Origin of the sequence: Novosphingobium capsulatum NBRC 12533, from assembly GCF_001598375.1 — a bacterium.
GTDB classification, from domain to species: Bacteria; Pseudomonadota; Alphaproteobacteria; order Sphingomonadales; family Sphingomonadaceae; genus Novosphingobium; species Novosphingobium capsulatum.
The window spans coordinates 152,172-177,170 of the sequence record NZ_BCYV01000007.1 but is presented as its reverse complement, the minus strand read 5'-3'; the positions used below and the strand labels follow the sequence as shown (position 1 = coordinate 177,170).

At 66.9% G+C, this 24,999-nt stretch carries 17 protein-coding genes; 12 read left to right on the top strand and 5 right to left on the bottom strand.

Annotated elements, in window-relative coordinates:
• The first annotated feature begins 48 nt into the window (after positions 1–48).
• The 8 genes from SCA01S_RS06190 (at position 49) to SCA01S_RS06155 (ending at position 11,215) form a co-directional block, all read left to right on the top strand.
• On the top strand, positions 49–2,661 hold the full coding sequence (locus tag SCA01S_RS06190; protein ID WP_084390811.1) for a TonB-dependent receptor: 2,613 nt from the start codon (positions 49–51) through the stop codon (positions 2,659–2,661).
• 104 nt (positions 2,662–2,765) lie between these two features.
• Positions 2,766–3,875, top strand: coding sequence for an NAD(P)-dependent alcohol dehydrogenase (locus tag SCA01S_RS06185; RefSeq protein WP_062784021.1), 1,110 nt, complete (start codon positions 2,766–2,768; stop codon positions 3,873–3,875).
• Between the two features lie 41 nt (positions 3,876–3,916).
• Positions 3,917–5,332 (top strand): aldehyde dehydrogenase family protein, encoded by a 1,416-nt coding sequence (locus SCA01S_RS06180; protein ID WP_062784020.1) that lies wholly within the window; start codon positions 3,917–3,919, stop codon positions 5,330–5,332.
• Between the two features lie 328 nt (positions 5,333–5,660).
• Positions 5,661–6,986 (top strand): arylsulfotransferase family protein, encoded by a 1,326-nt coding sequence (locus SCA01S_RS06175; protein WP_062784018.1) that lies wholly within the window; start codon positions 5,661–5,663, stop codon positions 6,984–6,986.
• Entirely contained in the window at positions 6,977–7,228 is a 252-nt protein-coding gene (locus SCA01S_RS06170) for a hypothetical protein (protein WP_199223629.1), read from the top strand. The genes SCA01S_RS06175 and SCA01S_RS06170 overlap by 10 nt, the downstream gene beginning before the upstream one ends.
• Positions 7,225–7,635: a hypothetical protein gene (locus SCA01S_RS06165; protein ID WP_062784014.1), complete on the top strand. Its 411-nt coding sequence runs from the start codon at positions 7,225–7,227 to the stop codon at positions 7,633–7,635. Before SCA01S_RS06170 ends, SCA01S_RS06165 begins: the two co-directional genes overlap by 4 nt.
• Positions 7,589–8,659 carry a sulfotransferase gene (locus SCA01S_RS06160; RefSeq protein ID WP_062784012.1) on the top strand — a complete coding sequence of 357 codons (1,071 nt, stop codon included), beginning with the start codon at positions 7,589–7,591 and terminating at the stop codon, positions 8,657–8,659. The genes SCA01S_RS06165 and SCA01S_RS06160 overlap by 47 nt, the downstream gene beginning before the upstream one ends.
• Positions 8,660–8,767: 108 nt before the next feature.
• Positions 8,768–11,215 carry an MHYT domain-containing protein gene (locus SCA01S_RS06155; RefSeq protein ID WP_062784010.1) on the top strand — a complete coding sequence of 816 codons (2,448 nt, stop codon included), beginning with the start codon at positions 8,768–8,770 and terminating at the stop codon, positions 11,213–11,215.
• Between the two features lie 8 nt (positions 11,216–11,223).
• Here SCA01S_RS06155 and SCA01S_RS06150 read toward each other — a convergent pair whose 3' ends face one another.
• From SCA01S_RS06150 to SCA01S_RS06135, 4 genes are all read right to left on the bottom strand, one after another.
• On the bottom strand, positions 11,224–12,051 hold the full coding sequence (locus SCA01S_RS06150) for a shikimate dehydrogenase (RefSeq protein ID WP_062784008.1): 828 nt from the start codon (positions 12,049–12,051) through the stop codon (positions 11,224–11,226).
• Between the two features lie 70 nt (positions 12,052–12,121).
• Positions 12,122–15,082, bottom strand: a complete 2,961-nt coding sequence (locus SCA01S_RS06145; protein WP_245652466.1) for a TonB-dependent receptor domain-containing protein — start codon at positions 15,080–15,082, stop codon at positions 12,122–12,124.
• Positions 15,083–15,158: 76 nt separating this feature from the next.
• On the bottom strand, positions 15,159–16,397 hold the full coding sequence (locus tag SCA01S_RS06140; RefSeq protein ID WP_062784002.1) for an MFS transporter: 1,239 nt from the start codon (positions 16,395–16,397) through the stop codon (positions 15,159–15,161).
• A 77-nt stretch (positions 16,398–16,474) separates the two neighbouring features.
• Positions 16,475–17,224, bottom strand: a complete 750-nt coding sequence (locus SCA01S_RS06135; RefSeq protein WP_084390809.1) for a TetR/AcrR family transcriptional regulator — start codon at positions 17,222–17,224, stop codon at positions 16,475–16,477.
• Between the two features lie 194 nt (positions 17,225–17,418).
• Here SCA01S_RS06135 and SCA01S_RS06130 point away from each other — a divergent pair, with 194 nt between their 5' ends.
• From SCA01S_RS06130 to SCA01S_RS06120, 3 genes are read left to right on the top strand one after another with little or no spacing between them, the layout of a single operon-like run.
• The gene (locus SCA01S_RS06130; RefSeq protein WP_062784296.1) at positions 17,419–19,302 is read left to right on the top strand and encodes a bifunctional sugar phosphate isomerase/epimerase/4-hydroxyphenylpyruvate dioxygenase family protein; all 1,884 of its coding nucleotides are present in this window, start codon (positions 17,419–17,421) and stop codon (positions 19,300–19,302) included.
• Between the two features lie 57 nt (positions 19,303–19,359).
• Positions 19,360–20,346: an alpha/beta hydrolase gene (locus tag SCA01S_RS06125; RefSeq protein WP_062784000.1), complete on the top strand. Its 987-nt coding sequence runs from the start codon at positions 19,360–19,362 to the stop codon at positions 20,344–20,346.
• Complete coding sequence (locus tag SCA01S_RS06120; RefSeq protein ID WP_062783994.1) at positions 20,343–21,917, top strand: carboxylesterase/lipase family protein; 1,575 nt, start codon at positions 20,343–20,345, stop codon at positions 21,915–21,917. The genes SCA01S_RS06125 and SCA01S_RS06120 overlap by 4 nt, the downstream gene beginning before the upstream one ends.
• 7 nt (positions 21,918–21,924) lie before the next feature.
• On the opposite strand, the gene SCA01S_RS06115 is transcribed toward SCA01S_RS06120, so the two are convergent.
• Positions 21,925–23,745, bottom strand: coding sequence for a putative bifunctional diguanylate cyclase/phosphodiesterase (locus SCA01S_RS06115; protein WP_062783991.1), 1,821 nt, complete (start codon positions 23,743–23,745; stop codon positions 21,925–21,927).
• 291 nt (positions 23,746–24,036) lie between these two features.
• On the opposite strand from SCA01S_RS06115, the gene SCA01S_RS06110 reads away from it, so the two are divergent.
• Positions 24,037–24,993 (top strand): MlaA family lipoprotein, encoded by a 957-nt coding sequence (locus SCA01S_RS06110; RefSeq protein ID WP_157088868.1) that lies wholly within the window; start codon positions 24,037–24,039, stop codon positions 24,991–24,993.
• Positions 24,994–24,999: the final 6 nt, after the last annotated feature.

The window sequence follows — 24,999 nt, the reverse complement described above, 5'->3', positions numbered from 1 at the left end:
GCAGGGCGGTAGCTCCCATGGCGATAACACATCGCAAGGGAGTGCAGGATGCCGCAGGTTTTCACTCGATCGAGCCTGGTAGCCCTGGCCGTGGCCACCACCGTGCCCGGCCTGGCCCATGCCCAGGATACCGCGCCGCCGGCTGATACTGCGGCCGCCGCGCCGCAGGGGGGCATTCAGGAAATCGTCGTCACCGCGCAAAAGCGCGCGCAGAACGTCCAGAACGTGCCGATCGCGATTTCCGCGTTCACCGCCTCGTCGCTCAGGGAGCGCGCGGTTACCAGCGTGGCGTCGCTGTCGGCCCTGGCGCCCAACGTCAACCTCGATGGCGGCACGCCGTTTTCGGGTTCTTCGGCCGTACTGTCGGCCACGATCCGCGGCATCGGTTCGGATGACTTTGCGTTCAACATCGATCCGGGCGTGGGCATCTACCTCGACGGCGTCTATCTGGCGCGCACCGTGGGCGCCAACCAGGACCTGCCCGACGTGGAACGCGTGGAAGTGCTCAAGGGCCCACAGGGCACGCTGTTCGGGCGCAATACCATCGGCGGCGCGATCTCGATCGTCACGCACGAGCCGGGCAAGGAATTCAAGGGCTCGATCGACGCCACCACCGGCAGCTACAACCTCGTCAAGGTGCGCGGCACGGTGGACGTGCCGCTGGCGCCTTCGCTGTTTTCGTCGGTGACCTTTGCCGTCACCAACCGCGAGGGGTTCCTGAAGCGCATTCCCTATCCCGATCAGCGCGCCAGCAATTCCGACACGTTCCTGAACTTCAACCACGCCGATTATGCCAGCTCCAGCCGCGAAGGCGGCGACAATACCGCCTCACTGCGCGGCAAGCTCAAGTGGGACAATGGCGGCGCGATCACGGCCACGCTCACCGGCGACTGGACGCGGCAGGACAGTTCCTCGCAGGCGAGCAAGCTTCTGGCCGCGCTCAACCTGCCTGGGCCATTTGCCGGCACTGATAACCTGCCAGGCACGGCGCTATCGGCCTCGGGCAACACCGGCTTCCTGTTTTCCGGTCTCTACAATTTCTGCATCGGCTCAACCGCGCAGCAGATCGCCGCGCGCAATGCCCAGGCGCTGTGCGGCGCGCGCGGCACCCAGTTCGGCCGCCGGCTTTCCCCGCTGGCCAGCGTGAACGTGGATGGCGATCCCACCAACGATCGCCTGCCATGGGATTCCCGCTTCGTCACCGCAGACCCCGACACCAGCTATGCCACCGGGCCCAGCTTCAACAAGCTGACGACCTGGGGCTTGGGCGCAACGGTGCAGGCGCAGGTGAGCGATGACCTGACGATCAAGTCCATCACCGCCTATCGCAACACGCACTGGCGCGCCGGGCTGGATGCCGATGGATCGCCGCTCTCGTTCCTCGAGCTGTCGTTCCAGCAGAACCAGTGGCAGTTCAGCCAGGAAGTGCAGATCCTGGGCAAGGCGCTCGACAAGAAGCTGAACTATGTGCTGGGCGGCTATTACTTCAAGGAAAAGGGCAGCCTGCACGATTACGTGACCTTTGACGAAGGCCTGGTGCAGGTGGATGGCCCCAACCGCTTCAACACCGAAAACTATGCGTTCTTTGGCCAAGTCGATTATCGCCCGGTAGAGATCCTGGGCATCACCGTGGGCGGCCGCTATACGCACGAAGCCAAGCAGTTCGAAGGCGGCCAGCAGGAGTTGAACGGCTTCAACTACAAGCTGTTCGGATGCAGCGATGCCAATGGCAATGTCACGCCGAACGGGCCGTTCCCCCTGGCGCCGGTCTCTTGCCAGAACGGCATCGGCTATCCCAACCCGGCGAATCCCGTGCAGGTCTATGCTCCTGGGGTAAACCGCAAGAACTTCAATAACTTCTCGCCCAAGGTCGGGGTGCAGCTCTATCCAGCCGAGCGCGTCATGGTCTATGGTTCGTGGTCCAAGGGCTACAAGACCGGCGGCTGGACCACACGGTTGACCAATCCGCAGGGCAATGTGGCGCCCGGCTTTGGCCCGGAAAAGGCCACGACCTGGGAAGTGGGGGTGAAATCGACCCTGCTCGATCGCAAGCTGCAGCTGAACCTGGCCGCTTTCACCACCGACTATGAAGGGGTTCAGCTCAATATCCAGATCGGCACCTCGCCCACGATCGCCAACGCCGGGCGCGCGCGGATCAAGGGGGTAGAGGCCGAAATGGTGCTGGCGCCGGTTACCGGCCTGACCATCAATGGCTCGGTCGGCTATATCGATGCGCACTATACCCAGATCGATCCCGCCGCGCTGGTCAATGCCGGCACGATCCCGGGCATCCAGGCGGGCATCTATCTGGGCGCGCCGCTGCCCAAGACGGCCAACTGGAAGATCAACCTGTCGCCGCGCTATCAATTCAACCTGGCGAACGGGGGCAACGTGGTAGCGCTGGCCGACTGGACGCACACCACGCCGGTGTGGAATGACATTGCCCGCACCCTGCTGCTGCGCCGGCCCACGAACGACATGATCAACGCCAGCCTCACCTACAACACGCCCGGCGATCGCTGGTCGCTGACCGTGGGTGGCACCAACCTGACCGACACCCGCTATCTCGTCAGCGGCAATACCAATCTTTCGGCCGGCGCGATCTTTGGCAGCTATAACCGTCCGCGCGAATGGTATCTGCGCGCCGGCTTCAAGTTCTGATCGATCCACCCACTGGCGCCGGGCCGCTTCCTCCACGAAAATCCCCCGGTCCGGCGCCTCTTTTCTGCCCTGTTACAGCCGTTTCACTGCAAGGATACGCCCCCATGCCCACTGCTGCCCATGCCGCTGTTTTCCGCCAGCCCGGCGCGCCGCCGGTGATCGAGCCGGTCGTGCTCGATGATCCGCGCGAAGACGAGGTGGTGGTGCGCCTGGTGGGCGTGGGGGTGTGCCACACCGACATGGTGCTGCGCGATGGGCACCTGCCGCTGCCGTTTCCGGTGGTGCTGGGGCACGAAGGGTCTGGCGTGGTCGAGCAGGTCGGCACGGCGGTGACCGGGCTGGCACCGGGCGATCATGTCGTGCTCAGCTTTGATTCGTGTGGCCACTGCCCCTCGTGCGATGATCATGCCCCGGCCTATTGCCACGATTGGTTTGCCTATAACTTTGGCGGTAGCCGCAGCGATGGCACCACGGCGCTGGCAACGCCCGAAGGCGCGGTGATCCACAGCCACGTGTTCGGGCAATCGTCGTTTGCTACCCATGCCATCGTGCATGGGCGCAATGCGGTAAAGGTCGATGCCGATCTGCCGCTCGATCTGCTCGGCCCGCTGGGCTGCGGCATCCAGACCGGGGCTGGCGCCGTGCTCAATGAACTGCGCCCGCGCCCCGGCGCCAGCGTGGCGGTGATCGGCACCGGCGCGGTCGGGCTTTCCGCGATCATGGCCTGCGGCATTGCCGGGGCGGGCGTGGTCGCGGCGGTGGATATCAACCCCGCGCGCATTGCCCTGGCGCAGGAACTGGGCGCCACCCATGGCTTTGACGCGCGCGCCGGTAGCCTGGCCGATCATGCCCGCAGCGCCGGCCTGGCGCAGGGGTTCGACTGCGTGATCGACACCACCGGCCGGCCCGACGTGGTCAACGCCGCGATGGCAGCGCTGGCCCCGCGCGGGCAGATGGCGCTGGTAGGGGCCTATGGCCCGGGTGACATCGCCGCCGATGCGACGTTCCTGATGAGCGGCGGGCGTGTGATCCGCGGGGTGGTGGAAGGCGGCGCCGATCCGCAGACGTTCATCCCCGAACTGCTGGCCCATTATCGCGCCGGGCGCTTTCCGTTCGATCGCCTGGTGCGCTTCTTCGCGTTTGCCGACATTGCCGATGCCATCGCCCAGGGCGAGGCCGGCCATGTGGTCAAGCCCATCTTGCGCATTCCCTGAGCGCGTCCCACTATAGCCTCAACGGCAAAGGAAATCCCCCTATGGACAAGCAATTCAGCCTGTTGATCGATGGCCAGCTGGTGCCCGGCGCGGCCACGTTTGACGTAATCAACCCCGCGACGGAAACCGTGCTGGCCCAGGCGCCACGGGCTGACATGGCCCAGCTCGATGCTGCGGTCGCCGCCGCCAAGCGCGCGTTTCCCGCCTGGACGGCGCGCAGCCAGGATGATCGCGCCGCGCTGATCGACCAGCTGGCCGAGGCGGTCCACGCCCGGACGGAAGAGTTTGCCCAGTTGCTGACCGCCGAACAGGGCAAGCCGCTGGACCAGGCACGTGGCGAGATGATGGCCACCTATTTCGTGCTGAAAGGCTTTGCCGGCATGCGCGTGACCGACAAGGTCTTGCGCGAGGAAGGCGGCAACACGGTGATCGAGCATCGCACCCCGCTGGGCGTGTGTGCCGCGATCACGCCGTGGAATTTCCCGGTGGTGCTGCTGGCTAACAAGCTGGGGCCGTGCCTGCTCACCGGCAATACCATGGTGGCCAAGCCCGCGCCCACCACCCCGCTCACCACGCTGCTGCTGGGCGAGGTGATCGCGCAGATTCTGCCGCCGGGCGTGGTCAACGTGATTGCCGATGTCAACGATCTGGGCGGCGCGCTGTCCACCCATGCCGACGTGGCCAAGGTTGCCTTCACCGGATCGACCGCGACCGGCAAGAAGGTCATGGCCTCGGCCGCGAGCGGCGTGAAGCGCGTGACGCTGGAACTGGGCGGCAACGATGCCGCGATCGTGCTGGATGACATGCCGGCCAAGCTCGCCGCCGAAAAGGTCTATCAGGGCGCCATGGTCAATGCCGGGCAGGTCTGCGTGGCGATCAAGCGCGCCTATGTGCACGAAACCGTCTATGACGAATTCTTGGAAGAGATCACCCGCCTGGCGCAGGACGCCGTGGTGGACGAAGGCACCCGCCAGGGCGTCACGATCGGCCCGGTGCAGAACAAGATGCAGTTCGACAAGGTTTCCGCCCTGCTGGCCGATGCGCGCGAACGCGGCACCGTGCTGGCCGGCGGCGCGCCGCTCGATCGGCCGGGCTATTTTATCGCGCCTACCATCGTCGCCGATCTCGATGACGATGCGCCGCTGGTGCGCGAGGAACAGTTCGGCCCGGTGCTGCCGGTGCTCAAGTTCTCTGACGTGGACGATGTGATCGCCCGCGCCAACGACAGCGATTACGGCCTGGGCGGCACCGTCTGGGGCAAGGACGTGGCCCGCGCGATGGACGTGGCGCGGCGGATCGATACCGGCACGGTATGGGTCAACCAGCACTTGGCGATCGACCCCGCCATCCCGTTCCGCGGTGTCAAGCAATCGGGGCTGGGCGGTGAACTGGGCGAGGCCGGCCTGCTCGAATATACCCAGGCGCACATCATCAACGCGGTCAGCCTGCCGGCCTGACGCCGGACGGCAATTTTGTAACAAGTTGTATGGCCATGCCGCAGTCCCACGGGCTGCAGCATGGCCTTTCTTCTGCGGCATCGCCTTGATACAGAATACTATTTCATCCCTATTGGATGTGCCCGTCGCTGTTGATGTTTCACTGTGTCAGTAAAGATTGCAGGCCTGTAGCCCGGCGAAATTGCGGTGATACAACTGCGCGCTAGATGCCGTGGCCATGAACCGCCCGGCGTTGCCCCAAATACCTGCACTGCCTGTTGATCCTGTTGCCCCATCCCCCGGCGCGTCGTCTTCCGGCACCCCGGCGCCATCGCGGTGGGACCGCCTGATGAGCCGCCCGGTGCCGTTGTGGGCATTGGGGCTGACCCTGGCGCTGGGCGCGCTGGTGCTGCTGGGCTTCGGGTTCGTGCTGCTGGCGCCGCGCCGCCATGGCGCGCTGGGCGAACTGGCGGTGCAGGTGGCCAGCATACCCGATACCGTCGGGCGCGCCGCTGGCGCCTTGCTGCCCTATCACCCCACGATCGGCCAACCCTATGAGCCGCTGCCCGGCGGCCTGTGGCGCCGGCCCGGCTTTGTCGATCCCGGCTATATCCTGCTGACCGTGTTCGATACCGCGCGCCGGCGCTGGGTGGTGCAGCTGTTGCGGCTGCGCGATGGCCATGTGGTGCGCACCTATGCCCCGGATATCGCCGCGATCCTGGCGCATTCCACGTTCCGCTCGGCGCTGATCGATCTGGCGCGGGACAAGACCAACCAGCGCTTCATGGCGATGCATCCGATGCTGATGCCCGATGGCGGGCTGACCGTGCACGATACATCGCCCCTGGTGCGGATCGATGCCTGCGGCCGGCCGGAATGGATGATCGACGGCATCTTCCACCACTCGCTGGAACGTGCGCCAGATGGCACGCTGTGGGCATCCTATCGCCTGCCGCGCACCACGCGCCCCGGCCTTGGCCCGCAATTTGCCGACGAAGGTCTGATGCACCTGACCGCTGCGGGCAAGGTGCTCGGCCGCACTGCCGTGATCGACCTGCTCGATGCCAACAATATGGGCCAGCTCTGGCGCGGCCGCCCCTATTCGGATGATCCCATCCACCTCAACGATATTCAGCCGGTGCCGGGCGATGGCCCCTATTGGCGATCGGGCGATCTGCTGATCAGCCTGCGCAACCTGTCGCTGTTGCTGCTCTATCGCCCATCCACCGGCAAGGTGGTGTGGAGCCGCGGCCTGCCCTGGCGGTTTCAGCACGATGTCAGCGTGCTCGATGATCACCGCATCTCGGTGTTCGACAACCACTGGCGCTTTGCCTGGGACCAGCCCGAACAGGCCGAACCCGACGGCACCAACCGCATGCTGGTCTATGATTTCGCCACCGACCAGGTGAGCGAACCGCTGGCCCGCGCCTTTCGCGATTTGAACATCCACACCCGCGCGCAGGGCCGTGCCACGCCGCTGCCCGGTGGCGACACCATGGTGGAAGAGACCGAGCTGGGCCGCGTCGTGCGCCTGGCCGCCGATGGCACCGTGCGCTGGAACTTCATCAGTGCCGACGCGGACCGCAACCGGTTCGAGCTGCGCTGGACCCGTTACATCGATCCCGTCGCCGACAAGATCGGCATCCAAGCTGCGGAGAATGCCCGATGCGAATGACCGTTCTGCCGATCGCCCCCGCGTCGCGCCTGCTGTTGCCGGCGATCCTGTTGCTGGCCGCCACCGCCGTTCCCGCGCAGGCCTATGTCGGCCCTGGCCTGGGCCTGGGCGCGGCCTCTACCGCGCTGGGCGTGGTCGGGGCGATCCTGCTCGGGCTGCTGGCCTTCGTGTGGTATCCGGTCAAGCGGCTGATCCGCCTGGCGCGCAAGGCCGCGCGCGGTGGTGGAGCTGGCCGGCGGTGATCGCCGCCGCGCTGGTTCTGGCCGGCGCGCTGCTGGCCACGCTGCACCTGGTGCGGCGCTGGGGCGTGCTGCGCCGCTTTGCCGCGCTGGGCCTTGCGGGCCGGCGTGCGCTGCGTGTCCTCGCGCGGCGCCGCGCTTCTGACTGCTGGAAGGAACGCGCCGCGCGGCTGCTGGCCATCCACCTGATGGGCCGTTCGCTCGTGGCCGGGGGCGCACTGGCCCTGGCCGCCCTGCCGCTGGCACTGGCGCTGAGCCTGGGGCCGCAGCTGGGCGTGCCGACCACTGCGGCCTTGCTTGATCCGCTGGTGCGCCTGGCCATTCTTGTTGCGGGGATCTGTCTTGCCTTCGTCCGATTTGCCCTTGCCCGCAGCGGCGCCGGCCGGCGCGCCCGCCTATCGCCGGCTTGACCGGCTGCTGCATCGGCTGGCCCTGGGCAGCCGAGCCGCGCTGGACCTTAGCTTTGACCTGGAACGCGCGCGGTTCGGGCGGGCGGCGGCGGCCTTGACGCTGCGCCCCCCGGTCTTCGTGGCGGGCCTCGCGCGGGCGGGCACCACCGTGCTGATGCAGCGGCTGGAGGCGGCCGATCACTTCGCCAGCCTGCGCTATGCCGACATGCCGTTTCCCCTGGCGCCCAACACCTGGGCCGGGCTGGTGGCACGCCATCGGCGCCGGCTGGCGCGCACGCCGCGCGGCCATGGCGATGGGCTGGAACACGATCTCGATACGGCAGAGGCGATCGAGGAAGTGTTCTGGCGCCTGCACTGCGGGCCCGATTACCACACCGATCGCGGGCTGTGCGCGCACCAGCCCGATGCCGCCACGCTCGCTGCATTCGGGCAGATGATGGCGCTGGTCTGCCTCGCACGCGGGCAGGGGCGCTACCTGTCCAAGAACAACGCCAATGTGCTGCGCGTGGGCGCGCTGGCCACGCTGCCCGGCGCGGTGCTGGTCCATCCGTTTCGTGATCCGCTGCAACAGGCCGCCAGCCTGCTGGCGCAGCACCGCCGCGCCTGCGCCCTGGCGGCGGGCGACCGGTTTCGCGCTGATTACATGCGCTGGCTGGGCCATCACGAATTCGGGGTGCACCAGCGCCCGTTCTGCCTGCCCACCGGTGCGCCGGTTGCGGGCGATCCCGATACGCTGGTGTTCTGGCTGCGCACCTGGTGCGGGGTCTATCGCCATCTGCTGGAACAGCCGGCCACGGTGGCGGCGCGCCAGTGCTTTGTCGATTACGATCGCCTGGCGCAGGGCGACGCCGCGCCGCGCGCCGCCCTGGCGCGGCGGCTGGGGCTGGCGCGCGGCATCGCGGCGCAAGGCCTGCGTTTGCCGCCGCCCCATGCCCTGGCGCAAGGGCCTGTGCCCCTGGCTGATCGCAACGAGGCCGTGGCGATCCATGCCCGGCTCAAGGCGCGCGCAACCACGCGAGATTGATTGCGGGCACCAAAGCCTGCCCCGTGCGTTGCGCACCCCGATCCGCCACCGCGGCATGTCCCTAGATGGCCATTGCCGGGGTCGTGGTTCTGTGGGAGCAGGGGGGCCATGAACACGACCGGAACGCACGAGGCCAATCTGGTCATTCTATCGATTCTGATCGCGGTGTTCGCCTCGTTCACGGCGTTGAGCCTGGCGGGCCGGGTGCGCGTGGGCCAGGGTTGGGCGCGCCGGGTGTGGCTGGCGGCGGCCTCGATCGCGCTGGGTGGCGGCATCTGGTCGATGCATTTCGTGGCCATGCTGGCATTTCGCGTGCCGGGCATGGCGATGGGCTATGACCTGGGGCTGACGCTGCTGTCGCTGGCCATCGCCATCGGCTTTACCGGCGCGGGCTTTGCCGCGCTGGGCCGCACCGGCCTGTCATCCCGGCGCATCGCCTCTGCCGGGCTATTGATGGGTCTGGGCGTGGTGGCGATGCATTACGTGGGCATGGCGGCGATGCGCATGCCCGGCACCATGCATTATGACCGGCTGTGGGTGGGCATTTCGGTGCTGATCGCGATCGGTGCGGCCACGGCGGCGCTGTGGTTTGCCGCTCGGGACCAGGCACTGGGGATGCGTCTGGGCGCGGCGGGGCTGATGGGCCTGGCGATTGCCGGAATGCACTATGCCGGCATGCATGCTGCTGTGATCACCATGGACAGCGCGGCGCACGCGCACATGGTCACCAGCGGCATCGGCCAGACGTTTCTGGCCGTGCTGATCGCCACGATCACGCTGCTGATTCTGGCCATCGCGCTGGGCGCAGCCTGGCTGGAGCGGGTGTTTCACAAGATCGCCCGGCGCGAGGCGCGCATTGCGCTGCGGCTCAAGATCGCCGATGTCTTGCGCGATTACGATACCACCGCCGCGCTGGACGAGATTGCCGCGCTGATGGGCGAGCATTTCGGGGTGAGCCGCACCGGCTTTGGCCAACTGCTGGCCGAAGAGGACGTGTTCGATTACGATATCTGCTGGACCGATGGCACGGCCCCGCCGCTGCTGGGGCGCATGCCGGCGGCCGATTTCGGCGCCCGCATCGTGGCCGCGCTCAACCGGGGAGAGACGGTGGTGGTGGGCGATCTGTTCGCCGCCGATCCGCGGGTCGACGCGCGCAGCCTGGAAACCGCGCGCACGGTCGATACCCGCGCCATCCTGGTCGTGCCATTCCTGCGCGAAGGGCGGCTGCGCACGATCGTCTATCTCAACAGCCGGACGACGCGCGATTGGCATCCCGATGACGTTGCCTTCATGGAGGAGATCGCCGAGCGCACCCGCCTGGTGAGCGAGCGGGCAGCGATCGCCGAACAGCTGCGCGAGTTGAACGCCACGCTGGAGGCACGGGTGGAAGCGCGCACCAGCGAATTGCGCGCCGCGCAGGAAGCCCTGGTGCAAAGCCAGAAGATGGAGGCGATGGGCCAGCTCGTCGCCGGCCTCTCGCACGATTTCAACAACGTGCTGGGCGCGATCCTGGCTTCGTTCGATCTAATCGCCCGGCGCAGCGGCGATGCCGCGCGGGTGGAGCGTCTGGCCGGCGAAGGGCGCCAGGCAGCGCAGCGCGCGGCCAACCTGATCGCTCAGTTGCTGGCCTTTTCCCGCACGCAGCGGCTGGCGACCCAGGCGCTCGATCCGGCGCTGGTGATCGAGCGCCTGCGCCCAATGCTGATGCGCACGCTGGGCCCGCTGATCACCCTGGATTGCCATCTGGCCGATCCGGCTGGCGAGGGCTGGGCGGTGCTGGCCGATCCGACGCAGCTGGAAATGGCGGTGCTCAACCTGGCGGTCAACGGCCGCGATGCCATGCCGGCGGGCGGCGCGCTGACCATCGCGCTGCATCCCTATCTGGCGCAGGGCGCGGCGGATCTTGCCGATGGTCGCTATGTCATGGTCGAAGTGGCCGATACCGGCGCGGGGATGGACGAGGAAACCCTGCGCCGCGCGATGGAGCCGTTCTTTACCACCAAGCCGGTGGGCAAGGGCACCGGGCTGGGCCTGGCACAGATCTATGGCAGCATGCGCCAGATTGGCGGCGCGGTGCGGATCGACAGCGCGCCGGGCCAGGGCACCACGGTGCGCCTGTTCCTGCCGCGCACGGCCAGCGCCGCACAGGATGATGATACGCCGGCCGCGCCCGCCGGCCCCGGCACCAGCTTGGCGCGGGTCTTGCTGGTTGACGATGATCCCGATCTGCGCCGTGCGCTGGCGGCGGCGCTGGCTGATCACGGCCATGTGGTTGACGTGGCGGCCGATGGTCCGGCGGCCCTGGCCCTGCTGGAACGCGCGCAACAGGCGGGCGAGGCGCTGCCCGAAGTGGCCGCGATCGATTTCGCCATGCCGGGAATGACCGGCGCAGAACTGGCGGCCAAGCTCGCCCGCCACCACCCCGCCCTGCGCGTGGTGTTCATGAGCGGCTTTGCCGATCTTGCCGCGATCGAGGCCGTCGCCGGCCCGGATGCGCAAGTGCTGCGCAAGCCCTTTGCCACCGAACAGCTGATCAGCGCGGTGGCCCGCGCCTAGGCTGCCGATCAGGCCAGGCTTTGCTTCATCCGTTCGGCATCGGGCGTGTGGCCGGTGATGATGCCAAGCGCCAGCGCGGCCTGGCCCACCACCATGCCGATGCCGTTGATGGCCCGGCAGCCCTTGCTTCGTGCGACCCGAAGCAGCTCGGTTTCCAGCGGGAAATAGATGATATCGGCCAACCAGTGGTGTGCGGCGATGGCCTCGGCCGGGATCGGCGTGCCGGGCTTGGCGGCCATGCCGATCGGCGTGGCGTTCACGATGCCATCGGCCGGTGCGGTATCGAGATCAGCCAGCGGCGTGACCAGCACGCGGGCGCTGGGATAGCGTGCCGCCAAGTCAGTGGCGAGAGCGCCGGCCCGCGCGGCATCGGGATCGACCAGTTCCAGTCGCGCCACGCCAAGCGAAAGCAGCGCGTTGGCCACGGCCGAACCCGCGCCACCTGCGCCCAGCTGGATGACATGGCCAAGCGCTGCGCCGGGCAGCCCGGCCAGCAGGCTGTCGCGAAAACCGGGCATATCGGTGTTGTGGCCGATGAGCCGGCCATCGCGGATCGCCACGGTGTTGACCGCGCCGGCCGCCTGGGCACTGGGCGCGAGTTCATCCATCAGCGGCATGATCGCCTGCTTGAACGGATAGGTCACGTTGAAGCCGGCAAAGCCCTGCCGCTTTAGATTGTCGACCACGCCGGCAAGATCGGCATCGGCAAGGCCACGCTGGGTGAAATCGAACAGTTCATAGGTCAGCTCCAGCCCCAGGGCGCGGGCCTCTTCCTCGTGCAGGCGTGGAGAGCTGGATGCCAGGATGGCGCGACCAAGAAGCCCGGAGCGGATCATCAAAACCTGTGTCTTTGCAAAAAGGCTCCGGCGCTGCACCACCAGGGATGCAGCGCCGGGGCAGGGTGGATCAGAAGCTAACCCGCGCGCCGATATAGAACGAGCGGCCGATGGGGTCATAGAGCGCCACGTCGGTGCCGTTCTGCGAACTGGCGACGTAGGGCAGCTTGGCGTTGAGCAGGTTGTTGATGCCGGCGCGCAGCTCGAACATCTTGCCGACCTTCACATTCCCGAACAGGTCGTAGAGGTTGTAGGCGGCAATGCCCACCTGCGTGTTGTTGGGCGTGAGCACCGAACTGACATCCTGCATCGCGCTCTGGAAGCGCCAGCGCAGGCCGATGCCCATGTTGTCAGAGCGATAGCCCAGCGTGGTCAGCGCCTTCCACCGCGGCGTGGCGCGCGGCGGGACGGAGCTGGGGTTGGCTGCGCCATTGCTGATGTTGGTATAGTTCATTTCCGCAGCGCCGGGCAGCAGCTGCACCTTGTAGGCATGGAGCCAGCCAACCGTGGTGGTGGTATAGATCTTGCCGGTGCGGCCCAGGAACGGCGCCGGGGTTGCCCAGTTGACTTGCGCTTCCACGCCGTCGGTCTTGAGCGAGCCCAGGTTGAGATAGGGTGTGGCGACATTGACCAGCTGCCCGTTGCTGTCACGCTGGATCAGCGCGCAATAGGGGTTGCTGGCGGCATAGCCCGGATTGCTGCCATCGAGGTTATAGCACTTGGACAGCACGGTGAGGCCAGGCACGGTGGAAATCACGTTCTTGATCGAGATGTTGTAGTAATCGACCGAGAACGAGAAATCGCCGAACAGACCGCCGCCGCGCGGGGCGTTGAACACCACCCCGGCGTTGAACGTATCGGCATGTTCGGGGCGCAGGCCGATGTTGCCCGAAACCAGCTGCCCGGTGGCGGTGGTGGGGAACGAATAGCTGCCGATCGCCGCCTGCGGCACACCCTGCGCCACGCAGAGCGCGGCCACTTGCGCCCCATTGGCACCGGTGCGCGCCGTGGAGCGATAGTCGCACGGATCGCCGAGCGAGCCGGGCGGGGTGCCGATCACCAGCTGCGTGCCCTGCTGCGGCGAGAACAGCTCCCCGATATTGGGCGCACGCACCGCGCGCTGATAGCCGCCGCGCAGCATGATCGTGTCGGTCGGGCGCCAGCGCATATCGGCTTCATAGCTGGTGACCGTGCCGCTGACCGAATAGTTCGATACGCGCGCGGCCGCGCCGATGCCCAGTTCGCGGATGAACGGCTTGTCGGCCACCAGCGGAATGTCGATCTGCCCGGCCAGTTCCTTGACCGAGATGCGGCCCGAGGCCGGCTGCGAGGCGGTCACCGCTTCCAGGTTCTGCGCCTGCAGGTCGCTGTCGGGGCGATAGTTGTAGGTGTTCTTGCGATAGCCGGCGACCAGCGCGATCTGCGCCGGGCCTGCGCCCAGATCGAACAGCTTGCCGTTGATCTGGCCCTGGAACTGGGTTTGCCCCAGGCGCTCGGCGCTGAATGCGTCCTTGGTCATATAGGCGGCACAGGCAGCCGAGACCGAGCGCATGTTGGCATCGCCAAACGGATTGAAGCCGCCCTGGCACAGCGAGTTGCCGCCATCGGCCGCGCTCAGCAGGTTCTGCACGCGGCTCTTGACCACGGCATTGTGCATCGTCTGGTTGTGGACCGACTGATCGTACGAGGCATAGACATCGAAGGTCCAGCCCGGGGCAATATTGCCCTTCAGCCCCGCCATGTATTGCTGGACGGTATAGTCTTCATCCCAGCTCTTGTACGGCAGGCCGACATAGCGCCCGTTCCACAGGAAATTGGCCGTGGGATTGGGCCGCGAGGCCAGCACCGTGCGCAGGTCTTGCGGAATGAACGGGTTGGTGACCGGAATGGTGGTCAGCTGGCCAAACTGCGTCAGCGTGTTGCCGCTGGCAGTGTGGACGTTGAGATCGACGAACAGGAACTGGCCATAAAGGGTCAGGTTGGGCGTCAGGTCATAGTCCGCCTTGATGAAGGCGGTCTTGCGCTTGAGGCCGTTCATGAAATCGACCTGCTGGCCCACCGGCATGCGCACGTTGCCGCCGACCAGGGCATAGCCGCCGCTGTTGGTCAGTCCCTTGTAGTTGACTGCGCCGGTCTGCACGAACAGCGAGCCGTCGTTGTTGAAGCCCAGGTTGAGCAGCGGGTTGATCGTGCTGGTCACGCCATAGCCGGCGAACACCGATTGCACGACGGCAGCATTGGGCGCGTTGGTGGCGTTTGGCACGAACGTGCCGGTGCCGATATAGGACGAGGGCGTCTTGTCGGAAAAGAAGCTGCGCGCCTTGCCGTTGATCGGATCCTGGTCGGTATAGCTGAACGCGGCGATGACGTGGCCGCGATCCTGGGCAAAGCTGCTGCCGAACGCGATCGAGCCCGAGAACTTGTAGGCGTCGCCCTTTTCGCTCAGGCTGTTCTGGACGTCGGCCTTGACCCCGTCAAAGCTGCGCAGGGTCTTGAAATTGACCACGCCCGACATGGCATCCGAACCATAGACGGCCGATGCGCCGCCGGTGATCACGTCAACCCCGCCGATGATCGATTCCGGGATGATGTTGGTATCGACCGTGCCCGAGATATCCGAGAGCGGCAGGCGCTTGCCATCGAGCAGCACGAGGTTGCGGTTGGGGCCAAGGCCGTGCAGGTTGACCGAGGCGCGCCCGCCGGTGCCCTGGCCGCCGGTGCCGGAATTGCCGGCTGGGGTGAAGCCCGGAAACTGGTTGAGCGCATCCTGCAGGTTGACGTTGCCGCTGGCCTTGATCGCTTCGTTGCTGACCGACACGATCGGGCTGACGGCGGTGTTGTTGGGCCGCTGGATCAGCGAGCCGGTCACCACGATTTCCTTGACATCGGGCTGGGCCGCTTCGGCCGCCGGCGCCGTATCGGGCGCAGCATTGGCTTGCGGCGCAGCCTGCGCCAGAGCCGGGGTTGCAAGGGCCACGGCCACGCTCAGCGCAGACGCGGACAGCACGAGACGAGTGCCTTCCAAACGCATGGTCATCCTCCCTGGCGAACGTTTGCCGTTTCGCCTTCCGACGACTCATTTATGTTACGAACTAGTTCCTGTCAAATTATTCCGCAACACGCCGAGACATGCGGTCAACGGCAAATGCGGCGGCGGCGCAGGCCAGCAGCGGCAGGCAATAGGCGGCAAACAGTAGCGGCAGCGGCGCCTTGGCCGCCATCAGCCAACCGCCCATCATCGGGCCGATCACCGCGCCTGCGCGGCCCAGGCCGATCGCCCAGCCCACGCCCGTGGCGCGCATCCGCGCCGGATAGACCGAGGCGGCGAGCGGCCACACGCCGTTGTAGCCACCCTGCAGCGTGACCCCGATGAGGAAAGCGAGGGCGAGCGTGGCCGCCACCGGCATGGCGAGCGATCCGAATACCAGCATGGCGACGCCCGCGCTGACCAGCATGCCGGGCACCAGGCGCCCCAGTGGCACGCGCACGGCCAGCATGCTCATCCCCGCCGTGCCCACGAATGCCCCGAAATTGTAGAGCGCCCCGGCATAGATGCCGTTGGTTTCGGAAAGGCCGGCCGCGATCGACAGCTTGGTGATCCAGCTGACGATGAAATAGAGCACCATCAGCCCGCAGAACACCGCCGCCCACAGCGTGAGCGTGCGGGCACGGAAGGCGGGAGAGAGCAGGTCACCAATCCGCCCTGCCGGTTCGCGCGCCGGGCCATCGGCCGTCCGCGCTGCACCGCCGCGCGGCAGGATCAGCAGCGCGGCGGGAAACAGCACCACCGTCAACCCCCCGGCCATCAGCAGCAGGCGGTGCCAGCCCCACAGCGGCAGGAGATGCGCGGTCAGCAGCGCGGTAAACACCGCGGCAAAGGGATAGCCCGCCTGGACGATGCCCACCGCCAGATTGCGCTGCGCAGCCGGCGCGGATTCAGCGGCCAGTGCGGCCATGGCTGCCAACACGGTGCCGATGCCCATGCCCACCACCACGCGCAAGCCATAGAGCACGGCCACAGAGCCGGCAAAACCGCTGGCGACCATCCCGGCCGACATCAGCCCCAATGCTGCCAGGATGATGCGGCGGCGCCCCAGCCGGTCGGCCAGCGGGGCAATACCCATGCCGCCGATCGCCATGCCGACCAGCCCCGCGCCAAACAGCAGGCCCATGGTATCGGCGCCGATCGCCCAATCGGCCTGGATGCGCGGCGCGATGAACGACAGGATCGTCACATCGATGCCGTCGGCCATGTTGATCGCAAAGCACAGGGCCACGATGGCCAGGCCCGTGCGGGTCCATTGCGCCGGGCACGCGCCGGCGCTTGCTGTGATGGGTGTGGCCATGCCTGTCTCTCTCCCGCATGCGCGGATGACGGTGCAGGCCGGCGCGGCCGCAGCCTTTGCAGGCCACGGTCAGGCGCTCAATCCTTGCGCGTCACCCAGGCGATTATGATGTCTGCCACCTGGCGTGCCCGGTGGGCCAGCGCGCTGTCGCTGGTCATGTCCACGCCGAAATTGTGGGCAAAGGTGAACTGGTTGGAAACGTTGTAGAACGCCAGCGCCGTCATGTTGAAATGCAGATCGACCGGGTCGATCCCGACGCGAAAGCTGCCCTCAGCCTCGCCCCGGCTGATCAGCTGCCGCAGGATATCGATCACGCTGTGGTTGCGGCTGGGCAGTTCGGTGATCTGCTTGAGATGCTGGGCGTGGTGGATGTTCTCGTTCATCACCAGGCGCACCAGTTCGGGATGGCGCGCGTGATAGTGCACGTCATGCTCGATCAGGCGGCGCAGCGCCTGCTCGGCAGTGCCGGTGGTGATATCCACCTGCGCCTCGCTGTCGCGCACGCGGCGATAAGCGCGCTCCAGCACGGCGCGGTAAAGCTCTTCCTTGCCGTCGAAATAATAGTAGATCTTGCGCTTGGTGGCCTTGCCGGCGATCTCGTCGATCCGCGCGCCGGCCAGCCCTTTTTCCACGAATTCCTGCGTGGCGATGTCCACGATCTGATTGATCGCGGCCTCGCGCGTTTCGGCGCGGGAGCGGCGGGGCGGCTTTGCCGCAGTGGCAGCAGAAGCGTCGGTTAGTGAGGCGGGGGCGTCGTCTTCCGGCAAGGAACTCTCCTGGGCAATCGCGCGCGCATCGGCCTGGCCCCGCATCGCTGCGGGCACCATCCTAGTTGCGCCGTATGCCCTTCCTTGCCGCACCTGTCCCTCGTTGCAAGGCCCGGCAGGTTCGTTTCCGCTCCCCGGGCCAGTTCAATTTATGTAACGAACTAGTCCCTAACATTTTTGCTTTTGTCAAGCAGCGGCCCGTGATAGGCCCGTGGCCGGGGCAGGAAACCAAAGGCAACGAACGGCAGGCGGCCATGACGAATCCCGCATTCAAGACATCCATCGCCACCGTATCGATTTCGGGCACGCTCGAGGCCAAGCTGCAGGCGATCGCTGCGGCCGGCTATGACGGCGCCGAAATCTTCGAGAACGACCTGCTCTCGACGCATCTCTCCGCGCGCGAGATTGCCGCGATGATGGGTGACCTGGGCCTCGTCTGCACGATGTTCCAGCCATTCCGCGATCTCGATGGCCTGCCCGAGCCGCAGCGCGCCCGCGCTTTCGACCGGCTGGAGCGCAAGTTCGACGTGATGCAGGAACTCGGCACCGACTTGCTGCTCGTCTGCTCCAGCTGCTCGCCGATCGCCGATGGCAACCGCGAGCGGACCATTGCCGACCTGACTGAGGCGGCCGAGCGCGCCGCCGCCCGCGGCCTGCGCCTGGGCTATGAAGCGCTCGCCTGGGGCCGGCACGTCCACGATCACCGCGAGGCATGGGGCATCGTGCGCGATGCCGATCATCCTGCGCTGGGCCTGGTGCTGGATTCGTTCCATTCGCTCTCGCGCAAGATTCCCTCGTCCAGCATCGGCGATATCCGCGCGGACAAGCTGTTCATCGTCCAGGTGGCCGACGCCCCCGTGCTCGACATGGATTACCTGGGGTGGAGCCGCCATTTCCGCTCCATGCCCGGCCAAGGCGATTTCCCGCTCGATGACTGGGCCGCCGCGATCCGCAAGATCGGCTATCAGGGCTATTGGAGCCTGGAAATCTTCAACGACCGGTTCCGCGCTGGATCGGCCAGCGGGGTGGCGCTCGATGGCTATCGCGCGCTGCGCCTGCTGGAAGGCGGGATCGCCCGCCCTTCGGCCAGCGCCACCAGCCTGCCACCGCGCGTGAAGACCAGCGGGGTCGAATTCATCGAATTTGCCGCCAGCCACGAAGAGGCGGAAAATCTGGCGGCGATGCTACGCCCCCTGGGCTTTCGCCCCACCGCGCGCCATCGCAGCAAGGACGTGACGCGCTGGACGCAGGGGCTGGAAAACCCCGTCAACATCGTGATCAACTGCGAACCCGAAGGCCTCGCCCACAGTTTCGACGTGGTCCACGGCGCTTCGGTCTGCGCGCTCGGCCTGGCGGTGGACGATGTGCCCGGCGCGCTGGCGCGGGCCGGTTTCCTGCGCGTGCCGCGGTTCACCCAGGCGCTGGCGCCCGATGAATGGCCGATCCCCAGCGTGCGCGGCGTGGGCGGCAGCCTGATCTATTTCGTCGATGCCGCCACCCGCGCGGCGATGTGGGCACACGAATTTCCCCACCGGCTGGAAGATCCCGTGCCCGGCCCGCGCCTGGCCATCGATCACGTGGCGCAGACCATGCAGTACGAGGAATTCCTCAGCTGGTTGCTGTTCTACGTCGCGCTGTTCGACGTGGGCAAGACGCCGCAGCTCGACATTGCCGATCCGATGGGCCTGATCCAGAGCCAGGCGGTGGAAAACGCCGATCGCTCGGTGCGCTTCACGCTCAATGGCTCGCTGGCGGCGCAATCGCTCACCTCGCGCTTCATCCAGAACTATTTCGGCGCCGGGGTGCAGCACATCGCCTTTGCCACCGACGATATCGTGGCCGTGGCCGATGCCGCCCATGCCCAGGGCCTGCCGCGCCTGGCGATCCCGCGCAACTATTTCGACGATCTGGAAGCGCGCTGGGGGCTGGAGCCCGACTTGATCGAGGCCATGGCCGCGCGCGACATTCTCTACGACCGCGATGGCGAGGCTGAATACCTGCAATTCTACAGCCGCGCCTTTGCCCGCCGGGTGTTTTTCGAGGTGGTCGAGCGGCGCGGCTATGCCGGGTATGGCGCGGTCAACGCGCCGATCCGCCTGGCCGCCCAGGCCCGCCACAAGCCCGATTTTCCCGACTGACCGGCCGGGCACGCCCGGCACGACACAACGATAACAAAGACCATGGAGAGAGACCTGATGTTTGCACGCCTTCCCGCTGCGCTGGGGCTGCTGGCCCTGCTCGCCACGCCGGCCGTGGCACCCGCGCGCGATTTCCCCACTGAAGCCGCGCCGGTTCTCGCCGATCGCTTTCCCCAGGTGCCGGTGGCCTTTCCCGGCGGGGTCAAGGCCTGGCGCGATGTGACCTATCAGCAATTGCCCGGCTATCGCCCGCAAGCGCTGGATATCTATGTGCCGGCCACCAAGGGGCCGCATCCGCTGGTGCTCTATATCCACGGTGGTGGCTGGATGGCCGGGCACACCCGCCATTCCGGTGCCTTTGCCGATTGGCCCAAGGTGCTTGCTGCGCTCGCGGCCGAAGGCTTTACCGTGGCCAGCCTGGAATACCGCCTGTCGGGCGAGGCAAAGTTTCCCGCCCAGTTGCAGGACGCCAATGCCGCGCTGCGCTTCCTGCGCGGGCACGCCGCGCAATATGCCATCGACCCGGCACGCGTGGCGCTGTGGGGCGGATCTGCCGGCGGGCACCTTACCGCGTTGACCGCGCTGACCTGCAAGAACACCGCGCTCGATCCGGCCGCCGGTGGCGATGCTTGCGTGCAGGGCGCGGTGACCTGGTACGGCGTCTATGACTTTGCCGGCATGAATGCCACGCCCGATGGCAATTCGGCCGGTTCCCGCCTGCTGGGTTGCGATGGCGCGTGCAGCGCCGACAAACTCCGCAGTGTCAGCCCGGTTGCCTATATCGACGCGAAAGACCCGCCGTTCCTGCTGATCCATGGCGAGGAAGACAAGACCGTGCCCGTGGCACAATCGCACCTGGGTGAGGCGGCGTTGAAGGCAGCGGGCGTGCCGGTCACGGCGATCTACATCCCCCATGTCGATCACAGCTTCATCGGCCGCACCCCGGCCGAAACCCATGCCGCATCGATGCAGGCGCTCAATGCCACGTTCGATTTCTTCCACCGCGTGCTCAAGGTTCCGGGCCCGGCCGGGACGGGCAAGTGATCCGACGCCTGTTGGCGGCACTTGCGCTCGGCCTCGCCGCCCCGGCGCAGGCCGCGCCCATCGCCGTCGATGGCGGGATGATCGAGGGCACCACGCTATCCTCGGGCATCCAGGCCTGGCTGGGCGTGCCGTTTGCCGCGCCGCCCTTGCGCGAATTGCGCTGGCGCGCGCCGCAGCCGGTTGTCCCGTGGGCCGGCACGTTGCACACCGATCGCTATGCCCCCGAATGCCTGCAACCGCTGCGCGGATCGCTGCAGAACCACTATTTCGGCAACGAGGCGACGAGCGAGGACTGCCTCTACCTCAACATCTGGGCGCCGGCGCCACAGGCCAAGGCGGCGGGCAAAGCCCCCGTGGTGGTGTGGATCTATGGCGGCGGGTTCAACATCGGTTCCGCCTCTATGGCCAACTATTCGGGAGAGCCGATGGCGCGCGAGGGCGTGGTGCGCGTCAATATCGCCTACCGCGTCGGGGCGCTCGGCTTCCTGGCACATCCCGCGCTGTCGGCCGAAAGCGGGCATGGATCGGGCAACTATGGCCTGATGGACCAGATCGCCGCGCTGCAATGGGTGAAGCGCAACATCGCCCGCTTTGGCGGCGATCCCGATAACGTCACGATCGTGGGCCAATCGGCCGGGGCCATGTCGGTGGCGCTGTTGCAGATCAGCCCGATGGCGCGCGGTCTGTTTGCCCGTGCCGTGGCGATGAGCGGCAGCCCGTTTGGCGGCATGCTCGGCCCCGCACCCCTGGCCGAGGGAGAGGCGCAAGGGCTGGCCCTGCAACAGGAACTGGGCGCAACCTCGCTGGCGCAGCTGCGCACCTTGCCCGGTGACCGCATCATTGCCGCTGCCAGCCCGCGCAGCCCGATCGTGCGCGATGGACAGGTGATCACCGGCAGCGCGGAAGCGGTGTTTGCCGCCCATGGGCAAAACGATGTGCCCGTGCTGATCGGCTATACCCGCGACGAAAGCTTTCGCCCGCTGGGGCCGGTGACCACGGCGCAGGATCTGGCCGCCGCCGTCAAGGCGCGGTTCGGCGGCGAGGCCGATGCCATCGTGGCAGCCTATGCCGGGCCTGATCCGGCCCGCGCGGCGGCCGATATCGCCCGCGATGCCACCGTGGGCCGGCAGATGGCCGACTGGGCGGCGGCGCAGCGCCGCTTTGGCACGCAGCCGGTCTATGCCTATCTCTTTGCCCGGCGGCAGCCCTATGCCCAAGGTGTGGTCTTTTCCGATCATGATCCGGCCACTGTCGGCGCCTATCACACCGGTGACGTGCCCTATTGGCTGCGCACGCGCGACGCGCTCAACCTGTTTCGCGTGACGCGCGATTGGCAGGGGGTGGACCAGGCGCTGGAAGACACCATGGCCGGCGCGCTCCTGGCCTTTGCCCGCAGCGGCATTCCGGCCAGCGCGCCGATCGGCACCTGGCCCGCGCTCGATCCGCGCCGTCCGCGCCTGGTCTGGTTGGGAGAGCAGCCGGTCGTGATCGCCTGGCCCCATTGGGCCGACATGGCGCTGTTCGGGACAACCGGGGCGGAGCCACCGCGCGCCACCCGCCCGCGCGATTGACGGGTGATCAGGCCTGCTGCTGCACGCGCGGGGCAGGCAGGGTCCGCAGCGGCCCGCCGCGCAGCAGCGCGGTCATCGCATCGCAATCGACGGCGTGCGAATAGAGATAGCCTTGGCCCAGGACGCAGCCGAGGCTTTGCAGGATCTGCGCCTGGTCAGCCGCCTCGATGCCTTCGGCCACCACCTGGATGCCCAGCTTGGTGGCGATGTCGATCACGCCTTCGACGATGATCTGGCTGGGCCGGTGCGTGGCGATGCGATCCACGAACGACTTGTCGATCTTGATGTAATCGACCGGCACGGTCATCAGATGGGTGAGCGAGGCAAATCCGGTGCCGAAATCATCGAGCGCGACTTTCAGCCCACGTTCGCGCAGCGCCGCGACCGAGCGGCGAATGACGCCGCCATCATCATCCATATAGACCGCCTCGGTCACTTCCAGGATGATCATGTCCAGCGGCACGCCGTGTTCCTCGAACGCGGTGGCGGTGGCGTCGAAAAAGCCGGCGCTGTGCAGGTCGGTTGAACTGACATTGATGCCCACGCGGGCAAAGGGCACATTTAGATCGAGCCAGGTGCGGGCATCGCGCGCCACCTGGCGGATCATCTCGCGCGTCAGGGTATTGGCGGTCTGCGGATCGCTGGTGGCATCGTGAAACGCCATTGCCGATAGCAGGCGCTGCCCCATGCGGATGCGGCACAGCGCCTCCAGCCCGCTCACCGTGCCGGTGGCAAGGTCCACCACCGGCTGGTAATGCGCCACCAGGCGGCCCTCGCGCAGCGCGGCGTCCAACTCGCGCACCGCGGTAATGCGCCGTGTCATCCGCGTGCCGATGCCCGGCCAAAAGCGTATAGAGCCACCGCGCGCCACGTCCTTGGCGTGATAGAGCGCAAAGTCGGCGTTCTGCTGCACGCGTTCGGGCGTCACATCGCCGGCGTTGAAGATGGCGATGCCCATGGTGCCGGCCGGGCGCAGCACGTGGCCTGGTATGGTGATGGGCACTTTCAAGCCGTCGAGCAGCCGCTCTGCCAGGGCATCGAGCGTGCGCAGGTGCTCGTCATCCTGCACCAGCACGGCAAATTCGTCGCCGCCGATGCGGAACACCGTATCCGGCGCGGCCATTTGTGCCAGCCGCTGCCCTACCTGCACCAGCAAGCGGTCACCAGCGTGGTGGCCATAGGTATCGTTCACCGCCTTGAAGCCATCCAGGTCGATCAGGAACAGCGCCCAGTTGCCGGGCTGGCTGCAATCGACGGTGGCCATCGCGGTGTTGAACGCGGCGCGGTTGGGCAGGCCGGTCAGCCCATCGGTATTGGCACGGCGATCCCGCTCTTCCACCCGCCGTTGCCGGTCGAGCGCGATGGCACACAGCGCGATGGAGCGGTCCACCAGCACGCGCTCCAGCGCCGAAGGCCCGCGCGCTTCGTGATAGTAAAAGGCAAAGGCACCCACCGGCTGGTCATTGCCTGCCATGATCGGCCGCGACCAGCATGCCTTGATGCCCAGGGGCAGCACCAGATCGCGATAGGGCGCCCAGGCGGGATCGGTGGCAATATCGGCAGAGACAACCTCGATGCCCAGCGCCGTCGCGGTGCCGCAGGCGCCGACACCAGGGCCGATGTCAATGCCGTCGAACGCCGCGCGCATGGCAGGCGGCAGGCTGGGCGCAGCCAGTGGGCGCAGGCGGCGCATGGCATCGACTGTTACCACCGAGCAGACCACGCCGGGCGCGCGGCGCTCCACCTCGCGGCACAGCCGGTCGATGGTGGCGGCCAGCGGCGCGCCGCGGGCGATCATTTCCAGAATGGTGCTTTGAAAATCGCGCATCGCGTCAAGGCCAGCCCTTTGCAGCAGCCATGGATCATGCCGGCCGCGTGCTTAAGGTTCTGTTATATGGAAATCTACGGGTTTTCCGCATGGCGCGGGCCACTGGCCGGGCGCACACCTGGGGGATCTTGTCCCATTTTGCCGCGATTTGGACCGGCTTTCAGCACTCAACTTGTCGCGTATTGACGCAGCATTGTTACACCTGCGGGGACTGCCCGTAATTTACGGAAATGCGGCTTTCAGTTCATCTGGCGTACAGGAAATCCGGCCAAGTGGCAGGATATGACGACGATGGGAAAAGCAAAGTCGGCCGGCTGCAAGTGGGCGGCGGCCATGGTCGCGGCGCCCGGCTTGCTGCTGGCAGGAACCGCGCATGCCCAGGCGCCATCCAGCGCCATGCCGCCAAGCCAGCCCCCCGTGGCGCAGGCAGCGCCCGTTGCAACGCCCGCCCCATCTGCTGCGCCATCTGCGGCCCCGCCCACCACGCCTGCGCCTACGGCGCCGCCGGCCGTCATGCCCCCGTCCGAACCTGCAGATGTGCAGGAAGAACCCGGCATCGTGGTGCAGGGCGATGCCTATTCCCGGCAGGACCCGGTCCACGCCGTCAACGAAAAGTCTTACGAGGCGATCCAGAAGGGCGACAAGCTGGTGGTGGCGCCGGTGGCGCGGCTCTATGTCCACGGCCTGCCATCGCCGCTGCGCCACGGGCTGCACAATGCGCTCTACAACTTGCGTGAGCCGTCGAACTTCGTGGCGTTCCTGCTCGAACACAAGTTTGGCAAGGCCGGGCAGGTGCTGGTGCGCTTTACCGTCAATTCCACCATTGGCCTTGCTGGGCTGATCGACGTGGCCAAGGCCAAGCCGCTCAAGATACCCTATCGGCCCAATGGCCTGGCCGATGTGCTGGGCTTTTACGGCGTGAAATCGGGGCCATACCTGTTCCTGCCGTTGATCGGGCCGACCACGCTGCGCGACCTTATCGGCACCACGGTCGATCGATCCTGGTTCCCGCTGGCCGTGGGCGAGCCACTCGATACCGTGCCGTATGGCCTGGCCGTCACGGTGATCGGCGGACTGGATGACCGCGTGGCGATCGATGGCCAGCTCAAGAAGTTCCGCGCGGAATCGGCCGATCCCTACAACGCCACGCGCGATTTCTATCTCAAGCGCCGCGCTGCCGAGATCGAGAACCTGCGCCATCCGCACAAGAGCGCCACGCCCGAACCTGCCTTGCCCACCGCGCCTTGACGCCAT

Excerpts from the sequence above, each read along its gene's own strand:
- SCA01S_RS06190 (WP_084390811.1), top strand. The coding sequence starts at position 49 with ATGCCGCAGGTTTTCACTCGATCGAGCCTGGTAGCCCTGGCCGTGGCC.
- SCA01S_RS06175 (WP_062784018.1), top strand. The coding sequence starts at position 5,661 with ATGAGCCGCCCGGTGCCGTTGTGGGCATTGGGGCTGACCCTGGCGCTG.
- SCA01S_RS06130 (WP_062784296.1), top strand. The coding sequence starts at position 17,419 with ATGACGAATCCCGCATTCAAGACATCCATCGCCACCGTATCGATTTCG.
- SCA01S_RS06180 (WP_062784020.1), top strand. The coding sequence starts at position 3,917 with ATGGACAAGCAATTCAGCCTGTTGATCGATGGCCAGCTGGTGCCCGGC.
- SCA01S_RS06155 (WP_062784010.1), top strand. The coding sequence starts at position 8,768 with ATGAACACGACCGGAACGCACGAGGCCAATCTGGTCATTCTATCGATT.
- SCA01S_RS06145 (WP_245652466.1), bottom strand. The coding sequence starts at position 15,082 with ATGCGTTTGGAAGGCACTCGTCTCGTGCTGTCCGCGTCTGCGCTGAGC.
- SCA01S_RS06150 (WP_062784008.1), bottom strand. The coding sequence starts at position 12,051 with ATGATCCGCTCCGGGCTTCTTGGTCGCGCCATCCTGGCATCCAGCTCT.
- SCA01S_RS06140 (WP_062784002.1), bottom strand. The coding sequence starts at position 16,397 with ATGGCCACACCCATCACAGCAAGCGCCGGCGCGTGCCCGGCGCAATGG.
- SCA01S_RS06185 (WP_062784021.1), top strand. The coding sequence starts at position 2,766 with ATGCCCACTGCTGCCCATGCCGCTGTTTTCCGCCAGCCCGGCGCGCCG.
- SCA01S_RS06115 (WP_062783991.1), bottom strand. The coding sequence starts at position 23,745 with ATGCGCGATTTTCAAAGCACCATTCTGGAAATGATCGCCCGCGGCGCG.
- SCA01S_RS06125 (WP_062784000.1), top strand. The coding sequence starts at position 19,360 with ATGTTTGCACGCCTTCCCGCTGCGCTGGGGCTGCTGGCCCTGCTCGCC.
- SCA01S_RS06135 (WP_084390809.1), bottom strand. The coding sequence starts at position 17,224 with ATGGTGCCCGCAGCGATGCGGGGCCAGGCCGATGCGCGCGCGATTGCC.
- SCA01S_RS06170 (WP_199223629.1), top strand. The coding sequence starts at position 6,977 with ATGCGAATGACCGTTCTGCCGATCGCCCCCGCGTCGCGCCTGCTGTTG.
- SCA01S_RS06110 (WP_157088868.1), top strand. The coding sequence starts at position 24,037 with ATGGGAAAAGCAAAGTCGGCCGGCTGCAAGTGGGCGGCGGCCATGGTC.